General features: G+C 62.6%; 9 protein-coding genes. 4 read left to right on the top strand and 5 right to left on the bottom strand.

The window, feature by feature from the left end; genetic code table 11:
• Positions 1-61 precede the first annotated feature (61 nt).
• Positions 62-1,984: an acetyl-CoA hydrolase/transferase C-terminal domain-containing protein gene (locus M2400_RS02140; protein ID WP_259195486.1), complete on the top strand. Its 1,923-nt coding sequence runs from the start codon at positions 62-64 to the stop codon at positions 1,982-1,984.
• Between the two features lie 161 nt (positions 1,985-2,145).
• Here the strand turns inward: M2400_RS02140 and M2400_RS02135 are convergent, their stop codons facing one another.
• Complete coding sequence (locus M2400_RS02135) at positions 2,146-2,718, bottom strand: xanthine phosphoribosyltransferase (RefSeq protein WP_177043730.1); 573 nt, start codon at positions 2,716-2,718, stop codon at positions 2,146-2,148.
• 58 nt (positions 2,719-2,776) lie between these two features.
• Positions 2,777-4,786, bottom strand: coding sequence for a DNA helicase Rep (rep, locus tag M2400_RS02130; RefSeq protein WP_008439414.1), 2,010 nt, complete (start codon positions 4,784-4,786; stop codon positions 2,777-2,779).
• A gap of 267 nt (positions 4,787-5,053) precedes the next feature.
• Between rep and M2400_RS02125 the strand changes: the two genes are divergently transcribed.
• Entirely contained in the window at positions 5,054-6,724 is a 1,671-nt protein-coding gene (locus M2400_RS02125; RefSeq protein ID WP_177043731.1) for a bifunctional diguanylate cyclase/phosphodiesterase, read from the top strand.
• Positions 6,725-6,881: 157 nt separating this feature from the next.
• On the opposite strand, the gene M2400_RS02120 is transcribed toward M2400_RS02125, so the two are convergent.
• The gene (locus M2400_RS02120) at positions 6,882-8,285 is read right to left on the bottom strand and encodes a NorM family multidrug efflux MATE transporter (protein ID WP_259195490.1); all 1,404 of its coding nucleotides are present in this window, start codon (positions 8,283-8,285) and stop codon (positions 6,882-6,884) included.
• Positions 8,286-8,437: 152 nt separating this feature from the next.
• On the opposite strand from M2400_RS02120, the gene M2400_RS02115 reads away from it, so the two are divergent.
• Both M2400_RS02115 and M2400_RS02110 read left to right on the top strand, forming a co-directional pair.
• Positions 8,438-9,358: a LysR substrate-binding domain-containing protein gene (locus tag M2400_RS02115; RefSeq protein ID WP_177043733.1), complete on the top strand. Its 921-nt coding sequence runs from the start codon at positions 8,438-8,440 to the stop codon at positions 9,356-9,358.
• Positions 9,359-9,536: 178 nt separating this feature from the next.
• Positions 9,537-11,513, top strand: a complete 1,977-nt coding sequence (locus tag M2400_RS02110; RefSeq protein WP_259195492.1) for a methyl-accepting chemotaxis protein — start codon at positions 9,537-9,539, stop codon at positions 11,511-11,513.
• Between the two features lie 158 nt (positions 11,514-11,671).
• Here M2400_RS02110 and M2400_RS02105 read toward each other — a convergent pair whose 3' ends face one another.
• Positions 11,672-13,168: a YifB family Mg chelatase-like AAA ATPase gene (locus M2400_RS02105; protein WP_177079181.1), complete on the bottom strand. Its 1,497-nt coding sequence runs from the start codon at positions 13,166-13,168 to the stop codon at positions 11,672-11,674.
• Positions 13,169-13,265: 97 nt separating this feature from the next.
• Positions 13,266-14,174 (bottom strand): LysR family transcriptional regulator, encoded by a 909-nt coding sequence (locus tag M2400_RS02100; RefSeq protein WP_177043737.1) that lies wholly within the window; start codon positions 14,172-14,174, stop codon positions 13,266-13,268.
• Positions 14,175-14,202: the final 28 nt, after the last annotated feature.

The following is a 14,202-nucleotide window of genomic DNA, read 5'->3' as shown; positions in this document are numbered from 1 at the left end:
GCAGCAAAGACCCTGCAAGCTCGGTCCAACCCCAATTCATGGAATGTTCGGGAGAAGTCGGATGGTGCAGTTGTGTTCAATCGAGCAAGCGGTCGACGACGTACTGGCACGGTTGCCGGCGCATATTCACATGGGCATGCCCCTGGGCCTGGGCAAACCCAACCTGTTCGTCAATGCGCTGTACCGGCGCATCGCCAAGCTGCCGGACCGGGCGCTGACGATCTACACCGCATTGGCCCTGGGTCGCCCGACCTTGGGCGATGGTTTGCAGAAGCGCTTTCTGGAACCCTTTATCGAACGGGTTTTTGGTGATTATCCCGAGCTGGATTTCCTCGCCGCCCTGCGCAAGGACAACCTGCCATCCAACATTCACGTGCAGCAATTTTTCATGCAGCCCGGCAGTTTGCTCCACAGCCTTTCGGCCCAGCAGGATTACGTCAGCAGCAACTACAGCCACGCCGCCCGTGATATCAACGCTGCCGGCCTGAACCTTGTCGCGCAACTGGTTGCCAGCAGCGCCGAACACCCGGACCGCCTGAGCCTGAGCTGCAACCCCGACATCACCCTCGACCTGTTGCCGATGATCGCCAAGCGCCGTGAGGCCGGTGAGACCATTCTGGTGGTGGGCCAGGTTCACAGTGATTTGCCCTACATGCCCGGCGATGCCGAGTTGGGCATGGACGCATTCGACTTCCTGATCGACGAGAAGGACAGCACCACGCTGTTTTCCACCCCGAACATGCCGGTGGGTTTCCAGGATCACTTTATCGGTTTGCACGCCAGCACCCTGGTGCGCGACGGCGGCACCTTGCAGATCGGCATTGGTTCCATGGGCGACGCACTGACCGCCGCCTTGCTGGCGCGCCAGGCAGACAATGAGGCGTATCGCCTGCTGTTGACCGACCTGGATGTGTACCAATGGGCGCCGCTGATCAGCCATGAAGGCGGCGTCGCGCCCTTTGCCCGTGGCCTGTACGGTTGCAGTGAAATGTTCGTCAACGGCCTGCTGGTGCTGGCCGATGCCGGGATTGTGCGGCGCAAGGTGTACCCGGACGTGGCGACCCAGGAGCGGGCCAACGCCGGCACCCTGGACGAAGCAGCGCAGACCGACGGGATCTCGGTGCACGGCGGCTTCTTCCTCGGCCCGCGCAGTTTCTACGAGCGCCTGCGGGACTTGCCCCAGAGCAAGCGCCTGGAATTCAACATGACCCGCATCAGCTACATCAACGAGCTGTACGGGCAGGAAGAACTCAAGCGTTTGCAGCGCCTGGATGCGCGGTTTATCAACAGTGCGTTTACCGTGACCCTGATGGGCGCGGGCGTGGCCGACCAGTTGGAAGACGGTCGCGTGCTCAGCGGCGTGGGCGGCCAATACAACTTTGTTGCCCAGGGCCATGCGCTGGAAGGCGCGCGTTCGATCCTGATCCTGCGCAGCTGGCGCGAATCGGGTGGTGACGTCAGCTCCAATATCGTCTGGGAGTACGGCCACTGCACCATTCCCCGGCACCTGCGAGACATCGTGATCACCGAATACGGGATCGCGGATTTGCGCGGGCAGACCGATGCCAAAGTGATTGAAAGGCTGCTGAACATCACCGACTCGCGCTTCCAGGACGACTTGATCGAACAGGCGCAAAAAGCCGGGAAGTTGCCGAAGGATTTCCAGCTGGATCCGCGCTTTGCCGACAACACGCCGGAGCGTTTGCAGGGGATTCAGGCGCGGCATCCACGGTTGTTCCCGGAGTATCCGCTGGGTAGTGATTTCACCGAGGAAGAGCGGGATTTGTTGCGGGCGTTGAACTGGCTCAAGAGCAAATTCAAGCTGACGGAGATTCTGGAGTTGGGCAAGGCGGCGCTGGATGCACCGGAGCCGGAAGCCTTTCCCGAGCACTTGGTGCGGATGCGGTTGGATAAGCCGGAGGGGTTGAAAGAGGACCTGTACCAGCGGCTGCTGCTCGCCGGCCTACAGGCCACCGCGCACTAACAAACATCACAAATCAAATGTGGGAGCTGGCTTTTGTGGGAGCTGGCTTGCCTGCGATAGCATCAACTCGGTATGAATGAAGTACCGAGGTGCCTGCATCGCAGGCAAGCCAGCTCCCACATTTTGAACTGTGCTCACCCCAGCATTTGAGGCGTTATCGATTACTCGATGAAGGTCACGACCCCACCCGCCAACGACTGCACCCGCGCCAGCGACTCAACCCGGTAACCCTGCGCATCCAGCTCCGCACGGCCGCCCTGGAACGACTTCTCGATCACAATCCCCAAACCCGCCACGGTCGCGCCGGCCTGCTTGATGATCGAGATCAGCGCCTGGGACGCCTTACCATTGGCCAGGAAGTCATCGATGATCAGCACGCGGTCGCTGCTGGTCAGGTGGCGCGGGGAAATCGCCACGGTGCTTTCGGTTTTCTTGGTGAAGGAATACACCGTGGCCGACAGCAGGTTTTCAGTCAGGGTCAGGGACTGCTGCTTGCGGGCGAAAATCACCGGCACGCCCAGGTTCAGGCCGGTCATGATCGCTGGCGCAATGCCCGAGGCTTCGATGGTGACGATCTTGGTGATCCCCGAATCCTTGAACAACGCAGCGAATTCGTCGCCGATCAGTTTCATCAGCGCCGGGTCGATCTGGTGGTTCAGAAAGGCATCGACCTTGAGTACCTGATCGGAAAGCACGATGCCCTGTTCGCGAATTTTTTTGTGCAGTGCTTCCACGGAAAGCTTCCTCTGTTGGCGCAACACGCGCCGAAAGTAGATTAAAAAGTAGTCGATTCTAGCGCTTTAACATCGCGCGTATATCCGCCAAGGCGGTGTTGCCGCGAACGGCTTTGACTTCGGTGGGTGTGTCGTCGTTGCCTTCCCACGCCAGGTCGTCCGGCGGCAGTTCGTCGAGGAACCGGCTGGGGGCACAATCGATGATTTCGCCGTATTGCTTGCGCTTGGCGGCAAAGGTGAAGGCCAATGTCTGACGCGCGCGGGTAATGCCCACGTAGGCCAGGCGCCGTTCTTCCTCGATGGTGTCGGCCTCGATGCTGGAGCGGTGCGGGAGGATTTCCTCTTCCATGCCCATGATGAACACGTAGGGGAATTCCAGGCCCTTGGACGCATGCAAGGTCATCATCTGCACGCCTTCGGCGCCGTCTTCCTCTTCCTGCTGGCGTTCAAGCATGTCGCGCAACACCAGCTTGCCGATGGCGTCCTCGACGGTCATCTCGCCTTCTTCGTCCTTCTCCAGGGTGTTTTTCAACGCCTCGATCAGGAACCACACGTTGCCCATGCGGTAATCGGCGGCCTTGTCGCTGGAGCTGTTGGTGCGCAGCCAGTTCTCGTAGTCGATGTCCATGACCATGCTGCGCAGGGCGCTGATGGGGTCTTCGCCGGCGCACTGCTCGCGCACCTTGTCCATGAAACGCTTGAAGCGCGCCAGGCGATCGGTGAAGCGGGTGTCCAGGTGTTCGCCCAGGCCGATTTCGTCGGTGGCTGCGTACATCGAGATCTTGCGTTCGGTGGCGTAGTTGCCGAGCTTTTCCAGGGTAGTCGAACCGATTTCCCGGCGTGGGACGTTGATCACCCGCAGGAAGGCGTTGTCGTCGTCCGGGTTCACGATCAGCCGGAAGTAGGCCATCAGGTCTTTCACTTCCTGGCGTCCGAAAAAGCTGTTGCCGCCCGACAGACGATAAGGAATCTGGTGGTGCTGCAGTTTCAGCTCGATCAGCTTGGCCTGGTAGTTGCCGCGGTACAGGATCGCGAAATCGCTGTAGGGCCGGTCGGTGCGCAGGTGCAGCGTGAGCAGTTCGACGGCCACGCGCTCGGCTTCGGCGTCTTCGTTGCGGCAGCGGATCACACGGATCTCGTCGCCATGGCCCATCTCGCTCCACAGCTGTTTTTCAAACTCGTGGGGGTTGTTGGAGATCAGCACGTTGGCGCAACGCAGGATGCGGCTGGTGGAGCGGTAGTTCTGCTCCAGCATCACCACTTTCAGGGACGGGTAATCGTCCTTGAGCAGCATCAGGTTTTCCGGGCGGGCGCCGCGCCAGGCGTAGATCGACTGGTCGTCGTCGCCCACCACGGTGAACTGGTTGCGCTTGCCGATCAGCAACTTCACCAGCAGGTATTGGCTGGCGTTGGTGTCCTGGTATTCGTCCACCAGCAGGTAGCGGACTTTGTTCTGCCACTTTTCGAGGATGTCGGCGTGTTCCTGGAACAGCTTTACCGGCAGCAGGATCAGGTCGTCGAAGTCCACCGCGTTGAACGCCTTGAGCGTGCGCTGGTAGTGGGTGTAGACGATGGCGGCGGTCTGTTCCTTGGGGTTGCGCGCAGCTTCCAGGGCTTCGGCGGGCAGGATCAGGTCGTTTTTCCACGAGCCGATCATGTTCTTGATCTCGTCGACGCCGTCGTCGCCCGCGTATTCCTTCTGCATGATGTCGGTCATCAGCGCCTTGACGTCAGTCTCGTCAAAGATCGAGAAGCCCGGCTTGTAGCCCAGCCGCACGTGCTCCTTGCGGATGATGTTCAGCCCCAGGTTGTGGAAGGTACACACGGTGAGGCCACGGCCTTCGCCACCCTTGAGCAGGGTGCCGACGCGCTCTTTCATCTCCCGCGCCGCCTTGTTGGTAAAGGTCATGGCGACGATGTACTGGGCACGGATGCCGCAGCTCTGGATCAGGTGCGCGATCTTGCGGGTGATCACGCTGGTCTTGCCGGAACCGGCACCGGCGAGCACCAATAGAGGGCCGCCGACGTAGTTCACGGCTTCTTGCTGCCGGGGATTGAGTCGGGACATACGAAATTCAGGAAGTCATTGATCAAAAGGGCGGGCATTTTAACAGGCTGGCAAGATTCTGCTGCCTCTGAACGACAGTGTGACGTACCACTCGATCTAAATTTGCCGGTTTTGTTACTTTGCCGCAGGATGTGCAGGGTATTTCGGACTATTGTTCGGTCTAGAGCTGCGCAGTGCGTATTTGATAAGCCCTATCATTGGTCATTATCGGGTCGCACGTCATAATGCCCGCCGCCAACGAAATTTTGCAGAGTCTAGGGAGCTAGCTTGTCTACGCCTGTCGAACCCTTGCGTTTGCTGCTACTGGCCGATGAGCCAGCGTGGGCAGCGTTATTGCGCGAGTGCCTGGCGCCGATGGGCATCGGTGCCGTGTTGATCAGCGCACCCAACTGGGAGTCTGTGAGCAATCTGTTCGACGACGATCACAGTGCGGTGTTGCTGACCACGGCCAACCTTCAGCCCGGCCCCGGTCGTTGCAGCTTGCCAACGGTATTGCTGTTGGAAGAGGAACCTTTGGTTTCGCCCCTCGGCGTCAGCGACTGGCTGGTGCTGAATGCATTGGATGTGGATACATTGCGCCGTTGCCTGCGGCATGTGCGCGAGCGCGGTGTATTGGAAAACACCCTGCAACGCTTGGCCGAGCAAGACCCACTGACCGGTATCGCCAACCGCCAGGGTTTCCAGACCCTGTTGACCGCCCGGTTGGCGGAAAACGACGGCCGTGGCGTCGCCCTCGGTCACCTCGACCTGGACAACTTCCGCCACGCCAACGACGCCCTCGGCCACCAGGCCGGCGACCGGCTGATCCTGCAAGTGGTCTCGCGGCTCAAGAGCCAGCTGGAGGCCGGCGACCAACTGGCGCGCCTGGGCAGCGATGAGTTCGCCCTGCTGATCGACACCCGCCGTGCGCCCCAGCGCGCCGAATGGATGGCCGAGCGCATCGTCGAAGCCATGGCCGAACCGTATTGGGTCGATGGCGAAAGCCTGCTGATCGGCTGCAGCCTCGGCGTGGCCCATGCCCGCGCCAAGGCCGGCGCCGACCCGCTGATGTGGCACGCCCATATCGCCATGCAGCAAGCCAAGAGCACCCAGGGCTGCACCTTTCATATCTTCAACGAACGCATCAACCGCAATGCCCGCAGCCTCGCCGACCTTGAAAGCGAACTGCGCCGCGCGTTGCGCCGTGACGAACTGGAGCTGCATTACCAACCGCGGCTGGACCTCGACGACGGTCATATCGTCGGCCTCGAGGCGCTGGTACGTTGGCGCCACGGTGAGCGCGGCCTGTTGCCGCCGAGCGAGTTCGTGCCGCTGGCCGAGCAAAGCGGGTTGATCGTGCCGCTGGGTTACTGGGTGATCTCCCGGGCCCTGCGCGACATGCAAGACCTGCGCGAACGCGGGATTGCGCCGCTGCACATGGCGGTCAACCTGTCGTTCCGCCAGTTCCAGGACAGCCAATTGCTCAGCACCCTCAGCCGGCTGATTGCCGAGCGTGGCGTGGAAGCCCAGTGGCTTGAGTTTGAGCTGACGGAAACCGCCGTGATGCGCCGCAGCGACCTGGTCAAGCAGACCATGGACGCCCTCGGCCGGCTGGGCGTGCGCTTTTCCCTGGATGACTTCGGCACCGGCTTCTCGTCGTTCGTGCACCTCAACAGCCTGCCGATTGCTTTGCTCAAGATCGACAAGAGCTTTGTCGGCGGTATGGAAGAGCGCGAAGAGAACCGCAAGCTGGTCCACGCCATGATCAACCTGGCCCACAACCTGAACCTGGAAGTGGTGGCCGAGGGTGTGGAAACCGCGGAACAACTGGCGTTGCTGCGGTTGTTCGGCTGTGATCAGGCCCAGGGTTACCTGATCAGCAAGCCGCTGCCGTTGGCGGAACTGGTGGACTACCTGACCTTTGGTGACAGCCAGCAGTTGGTAGGCGGCGTGATCTGACCGTGTAAACCCAATCAAACTGTTGGAGCCCGCTTTTGTGGGAGCTGGCTTGCCTGCGATAGCATCACCGCGATGTGTCTGACCGACCGAGGTGCCTGCATCGCGGGCAAGCCCGGCTCCCACATAAGCCAACTCCTACACTGACCGAGTACAGTCGTTACTCAGGCTGCGTGGCTTGAAACCTGCGGTGGGTTTCGGGTTCCTGGCGAATCATCCGCTTCATCTTCCGTTCAAACGCCCAGGTCAGGCTGACTGCCGCGCACGCCAGGCCCAGGGCCAGGCCCCACCACACGCCCGTCGGCCCCCAACCAAGATTAAACGCCATCAGCCACGCGGCCGGTGCGCCGATCAGCCAGTAGCAACCCAGCCCGACCAGGAACGTGGTCTTGGCGTCCTTGAGCCCGCGAATGCAGCCCATGGCGATAGTCTGCACACCGTCGAACAGCTCAAACCACGCGGCCACGGCCAGCAGGCTGACGGCGAGGTTGATCACGTCGCGAAAGGCCGGGTCGTTCTGGTCGAGGAACAAGCTGATCAATTGGTGCGAAAACAGCCACAGCACCGCTGCAAAGCCCAGCATCACCAGCGCGCCAAAGCCGATACCGACCCGCCCGGCGAGCCGTGCTTCCAGCAGGTTCCCGGCACCGTAATGCTGGCCGATGCGCATGGTGATCGCGTAGGACATGCCTGCCGGCACCATGAACGCCACCGACACAATCTGCAGGGCAATCTGGTGCGCAGCGAGTTGCGTGCTGCCCATGGTGCCCATGCACAGCGCCGCGAAGGCAAACAGCCCGACTTCCACCGCATAGGTGCCGCCAATCGGCAGGCCCAGGCGCCACAGTTCCCGCAGGTAATGCAGGTTGGGCCGCAGCAGGCCCTTGCGCAGCGGATAGGCGTCGTAGGCGCGGTTGTATTTGATGTACCAGATCAGCGCCAGGGCCATGCAGTTGGCGACGATGGCCGTGACCAGGCCGATGCCCACCAGCCCGAGTTTCGGCAGGCCGAACATGCCTTCGATCAGGGCATGGTTGAGCAGGTAGTTGATCACCGTGCCGCCCAGGCTGATGACCATCACCGGCGTGGCTTTGCCGATAGCGCTGGTGAAGCCGCGCAGGGCCATGAACGTCAGGTAGCCGGGCAGGGCGAACGGCAGGATGGTCAGGAACTGGCCGGCGGAGGCGACGTTGGTTTCGGTCTGGCCGAACATCAGCAGCACCGGCTTGAGGTTCCACAGCAGCAAACCGGCCACCAGCGCCATCAACCAGGCCAGCCACAGCCCGGCCTGGGTCAGCCGGGTGGCGCCTTCGATGTCGCCCGCGCCCTGGCGGATCGCGACCAGGGTGCCCACGGCTGCGATCACGCCGATGCAGAAAATCGACACGAACGAATAGCTCGCCGCCCCCAGGCCGCCGCCGGCCAGGGCCTCGGGGCTCAGGCGGGCCATCATCAGGGTGTCGGTCAGCACCATCAGCATGTGGGCCAACTGTGAGGCAATCAGCGGCCCTGACAGCCGCAGAATGGCCCAGAGTTCGGTACGTGCCGGATGCTGCATGATCATCACGCTCAAAAAGTCAGGGAAGGGTGGAAGGGTTGATTCTCGGCGCTCACAGCGCTTTGCACAAAGGGATAAATCCGATGGTTAGCATGATTAAAACTCATGCCTGAATGATTCTGGTAGGGTTTCGATATTGCGCCGTCGGAGCTTTCGCCATGTCTCGTCGTCTTCCTCCTCTTTACGCCTTGCGCGCCTTTGAAGCCGCGTCCCGCTACAACTCGTTCACCCGCGCGGCGGAAGAGTTGTCGATCACCCAAAGTGCGGTGAGCCGGCACATTCGTACCCTGGAGGAGCATTTCGCCTGCCGCCTGTTCCAGCGCAGCGGCCGCACCTTGCAGCTCACCGAGGCGGCGCGCCTGCTGCTGCCGGGCGTGCGCGAAGGCTTTGCGGCCTTGGAGCGCGCCTGCCATACGTTGAATGCGGAAGACGACATCCTGCGCATGAAGGCCCCGTCCACCCTGACCATGCGCTGGTTGCTGGCGCGCCTCAGTCGCTTCCGGCACTTGCAGCCGGGCAATGAAGTGCAACTGACCAGCGCCTGGATGAGCATCGATGAAGTGGACTTCAACCAGGAGCCGTTTGATTGCGCGGTGTTGCTGAGCAATGGCCATTTTCCGCCGGACTGGGAGGCGAGCTACCTGTTCCCCGAGTTGCTGATTCCGGTGGGCGCGCCGAACCTGTTGAGCGACGGCCCCTGGGATGTCACGCGGCTGGCCACTGCCGAATTGCTGCACCCGACGCCCGACCGTCGCGACTGGCGCTACTGGCTCGAGCGCATGGGGCTGTCATCCCAGGTTTCGCTCAAGGGCGGGCAGGTGTTCGACACCTTGGAGTTGGGCATGATCGCCGCCGCCCGAGGGTACGGCGTATCCATGGGCGACTTGCTGATGGTGGCCGAAGACGTCGCCCAGGGCCGCTTGAGCCTGCCATGGCCCACCGCCGTGGCCAGTGGGGAAAATTACTACTTGGTGTGGCCGAAAACCCGGCCCGGAGGCGAGCGTTTGCGACGCTTGGCGGACTTTCTCCAGGGCGAGGTGCAGGCGATGGAATTGCCCCGGGTGGAGCGCCTCGATTGAGGTGTTTGCGCGCCTCGGAGCAATCGTTTGCGTGATACCCCTGCGAATTGCTCAAGTATTGAGCTTGCCCGCCGAAGTAGGGTTGTTGGAACTAGCGTTCTACAACGTTTCCCCTATTAGAATTTTGCCGAGCAGCGCTATGAGATCAGGATGATCCTGGCCTCGGCCAGGAGCCTTCATGTCTCAACCTCGCGCCCGGATCGCCTCCCAACTGGGGCTTGCCCTCGCCGTGATACTGGCGGTCGTCATCAGCGGCAGCACGGTGTTCGCCTTGCGTTCGCTGGACTCCGCCAACCTCGACACCCGCGAGGAACACCTGGCCAGCGAGGCCCGGTTGCTGGCCGACCAACTCAATACCTTCCACAGCACCCTGCGCGAAAGTACCCAGCGTTTGAGCGGGCTGTTTGAAAAGCGCTTCAGCGCTGGCTTGAGCACGCGCCCCGACCAACCGGTGACGGTGGCGGGCGTGCAGACCCCGGGCCTGTACCTGGGCGAGGAAGTGCTGAACAACAACTTCGCTGAAGTCGACGAGTTCAAGCAGATGTCCGGCGGCGTGGCGACCTTGTTCGTACGCAGTGGCGAGGACTTTATCCGCGTCAGTACCTCCCTGACCAAACAGGACGGCAGCCGCGCCATCGGTACGGCGCTGGATCACCAGCACCCGGCCTATCAGCGTTTGCTCGGCGGGCAGGGCTACGTCGGCCGCGCGGTGTTGTTTGATCGCTCCTACATGACCCAATACAGCCCGGTGCGTGACGCCAGCGGCAAAGTGATTGCGGTGCTGTTTGTCGGCTTCGACTACACCGATGCGCAGAACGCCCAGTTCGACAACCTCAAGCGCTTCCGCATCGGCCAGACCGGCTCCCTGGCGCTGCTGGATGAACAGAAACACTGGCTGGTGCCGCCGGCGGGTGTGCAGGCGCTCGACCAGGCGATCCCGGTGATGCTCGACCTGGCCGCCAAACCCGGCAAAGGCCGCTTCTGGAGCGACAAGAACGAAGACTTCTACAGCGTCGCGGTGCCGTTTGAAGGCGGCCCGTGGTCGGTGGTGGCGAGCATGCCGAAAGCCGAAATTCGCGCGGTGACCTGGTCGGTGGGCATTCGCCTGGTGATCGGCAGCTTGCTCGCGATGTTGCTGGCGGTGGGCGCTGCGGTCTGGCTGCTGCGCAGCAAGTTGCAGCCGTTGGGCGACTTGGTGCGTCAGGCCGAAGCCCTGGGCGCTGGTGATTTGAGTGCGCGCCTGAACGTTTCCAGTCATGACGAAATCGGCCAGTTGGCCCGCAGTTTCAACCAGATGGGCGAAGCGCTGTCGACCATGGTGTCGCACATCCGCAAGGCCGCTGAAGACGTGAACAGCCGCGCCCAGGCGCTGTCGGGTTTGTCTGGCGGTGCCTATGAAGGCATGGAGCAACAGTCCGGCGAAATCACCAGCATGGCCGGCGCGGTGGAAGAGTTCAGCGCCACCTCGCTGAACATCGCCGACAACATGGGCAATACCGAACGCCTGGCCCAGGACAACGCCCAGCAAACCAAGATCGGCCGCACCTCGATGCAAGAGGCGTCGTCGTCCCTGGAACACATCGCCACTGCACTGAACAGCACGGCCACGGTGATTAACACCCTGGGCCAGCGCTCCCAGGAAATCGGCGGGATCGTCGGTGTGATCACCGCGATTGCCGAACAGACCAACCTGCTGGCGCTCAACGCCGCCATCGAAGCCGCACGGGCTGGTGAGCAGGGGCGCGGGTTTGCGGTGGTGGCGGATGAAGTACGCAACCTCGCGTCGCGCACCCGTCAGGCCACGGACGAGATCTCCGGGATGATCCAGAGCATCCAGCAGGAAACCGGCAACGCCATCAGCACCATGGAGCAAGGCAACGTGCTGATGCAGGAAGGCCTGGCGCGCAATGCTGACGTGGCATCGGCGCTGGCGCGGATCGACGAGCAAAGCCGCTCGGCCGGCCAGCAGTTTGCGGCGATTACCACTGCCACCCAAGAGCAGAGCAGCACGGCGACCTTGCTGAGCAGCAACCTGCAGAGCATTGCCCTGGCCAACAGCGAGCAGCGTGAAGTGGTGTCGAACCTGGCGATCACCGCCAAGGAACTGGAAACCCTGGCGGCGGGCTTGCGGCATGAGGTTGACCGGTTTCGTTGATTGACTGTTCGGGCCCCATCGCGGGCAAGCCCGCTCCCACAGTTGACCGTGTTGTTCTGAAGTACGCGGTCCACTGTGGGAGCCGGGCTTGCCCGCGATGACGGCCGACCCGACGCCTCAAGCCTCGGTCCGACAGCCCAGCACCTGGTTGCGCCGCGCTAGGAAGCGCTGGCAGGCCGGTACTGCAAGGCTTCCGCCAGATGATGGCGGGCGATGGCATCCACCTGTTCCAGGTCTGCCAGGGTGCGGGCGACCTTGAGCAGGCGATGCGCCGCCCGCAACGACAGCGTCAGCCGTTCGCACGCGCTCTCCAGCCAGCCTTCATCGGCCTTCACCAGCTTGCAGTGCTGGCGTAGCCCCGGCAGGTCAAGAAAGGCATTGGCGCAGCCCTGGCGCCGTTGCTGACGCTCCCGGGCCTCGGCGACGAGCACGGACGCGCTGGCGGTGTCATCGCCGGACTGTTTGCCCGGGTTCAGCGCGGTGCTTTCCCGGGCGACAGTCACGTGCAGGTCAATCCGGTCCAGCAGCGGCCCGGAGAGTTTGTTGCGATAGCGCTGGATTTGCTCCGGCGTGCAGCGGCAACGGCCGCTCGGCTCGCCCACATAGCCGCAAGGGCAGGGATTCATCGCCGCCACCAACTGGAAACGCGCCGGGAAACTCACTCGGTCGCGGGCGCGGGAAATCACGATATGCCCGGATTCCAGCGGCTCCCGCAGCACCTCCAGGACCTTGCGATCAAACTCCGGAAGCTCATCGAGAAACAACACACCGTGATGGGCCAGGGTGATTTCCCCCGGCTGCGGTTTCGACCCACCGCCCACCAGCGCCGGGCCGGATGCCGAATGGTGCGGCTGGCGAAATGGCCGGTGCGGCCAGTGGCTCAGCGGCGCCAGGCTGACCACCGACTGAATCGCCGCGACCTCCAGCGCTTCCTGCTCACTCAAGGGCGGCAACAACCCCGGCAGCCGGCTGGCGAGCAAGGTCTTGCCGGTGCCCGGCGGCCCGCTGAGCAACAGGTTGTGGGCGCCCGCCGCAGCGATCAACAGGGCGCGCTTGGCTGCCAGTTGGCCCTGCACTTCACTGAGGTCCGGGTAGGGCTTGTTCAGGTACATCAGGCCACTGGAAACGAAGGGTTCGATCGGCACGTGACCGTTCAGGTGCGCCACCACTTGCAGCAGATGATCCACCGCAATCACCTTCAACCCCGAGGCAAGGCACGCTTCCTCGGCATTGGCCCGAGGCACGATCAAGGTGCGCCCGGCCTTGCGCGCCGCCAGGGCTGCCGGCAACACACCTTTCACCGCCCGCACCTCGCCGGACAGCGCCAGTTCGCCCAGGCATTCCACGTTATCGAGGGTCAGCGTCGGCACCTGCACGCTGGCGGCGAGAATCCCCAGGGCAATCGCCAGATCAAAACGCCCGCCGTCCTTGGGCAGGTCGGCGGGCGCGAGGTTGAGGGTGATGCGGCGGGACGGGTATTGCAGCGCGGAATTGAGAATGGCGCTGCGCACGCGGTCTTTGCTTTCCTTGACCGCGGTCTCCGGCAGGCCCACCAGCGTCAGCGACGGCAAGCCGTTGGCCATGTGCACCTCGACGGTGACGGCGGGGGCTTCGACGCCAATCTGGGCGCGGCTGTGGACAATGGCGAGGGACATGCTCGATCCTTGAAATGAGTGGCCGCTTCCTGCGGTTTTTCAAGGGTAGTTGAGCGCTGGCGGAGTGCGGCGGCGAGGTTTTACAGAACGTATCGCGCTAGCGGTCCGGCGGCGGCACACACAGAAACTCCTTCGCCAACGTCAACCACGCCTGCGCCGCAAACGACAGCTTGCACTGGCGCCGCCACGCCAGCATCAGCCGCCAGTTCAGGGCCGGCGACTGAATTTCCGCAATGCTGAATTGGCTGGCGTCGAGGGTGTCGCAGAACGCCCGGGGCAGCAGGGTGATGCCCACGCCCAGCCGCACCAGGGAGGCGATAAAGTCCCATTGGCTGCTGCGGCCGCTGATGCGCGGCTCAAAACCGGCTTGGGCGCAGGCATCGAGTACAAACTGGTTCAGGGTGAAGGTGTCATCGTAAAAGATGAATTCGCAGGCGTGCAGTTCGCTCAGTTGCACCGAGCTGCGTCCCTGCCAGGGCGAGTCGTGGGGCGCGAGCAGGCACAGCGGCGATTCGAACAAGGGCATTGATTCGAATTCGGACCAGATATCCGCCACGCGCGGTGAGTCCAGAATGGTGCCGAACTCCAGGGTGCCCTGGCGCAGGTCCTGAAGGGTGACGTTGCCGCCGCTTTCAAACAGTTTCAGTTCGATCTTCGGATAGCGGGCGTGATATTCGGCAAAGATCGGCGCCAACGCGAGGTGCGTGGAGGGTGAAAGCCCCATGCGCAGGGCGCCACGGCCGACCTGCTGCAGGTCTTGCAGCTCTACGGTCATCTCGTCGTGCAGCGCGATCATTTCCTTGGCGCGCTTGAGCACGATCTCCCCGGCGTCCGTCAGGGTGAAGCGTTTTCCCATGCGGTCCAGCAGCCTCAGGCCAAGGCTCGATTCCAGTTGCTGCACCATCTTGCTGACCGTGGGTTGGGTCAGGTGCAGTTTGGTGGCGGCTTTGGTGAAGCTCTGCTGGTCCACGACTTCTACGAAATAACGGAGCGCCCGGATGTCCATCTTGCATTCCAATTTTGCATGGTTTTCA

The sequence above is a fragment of the Pseudomonas sp. BIGb0558 genome, from assembly GCF_024807515.1.
Taxonomy (GTDB): domain Bacteria; phylum Pseudomonadota; class Gammaproteobacteria; order Pseudomonadales; family Pseudomonadaceae; genus Aquipseudomonas; species Aquipseudomonas yamanorum_A.
Note: the sequence above shows the minus strand (reverse complement) of the source record. Positions and strands in the feature narration are given on the sequence as shown.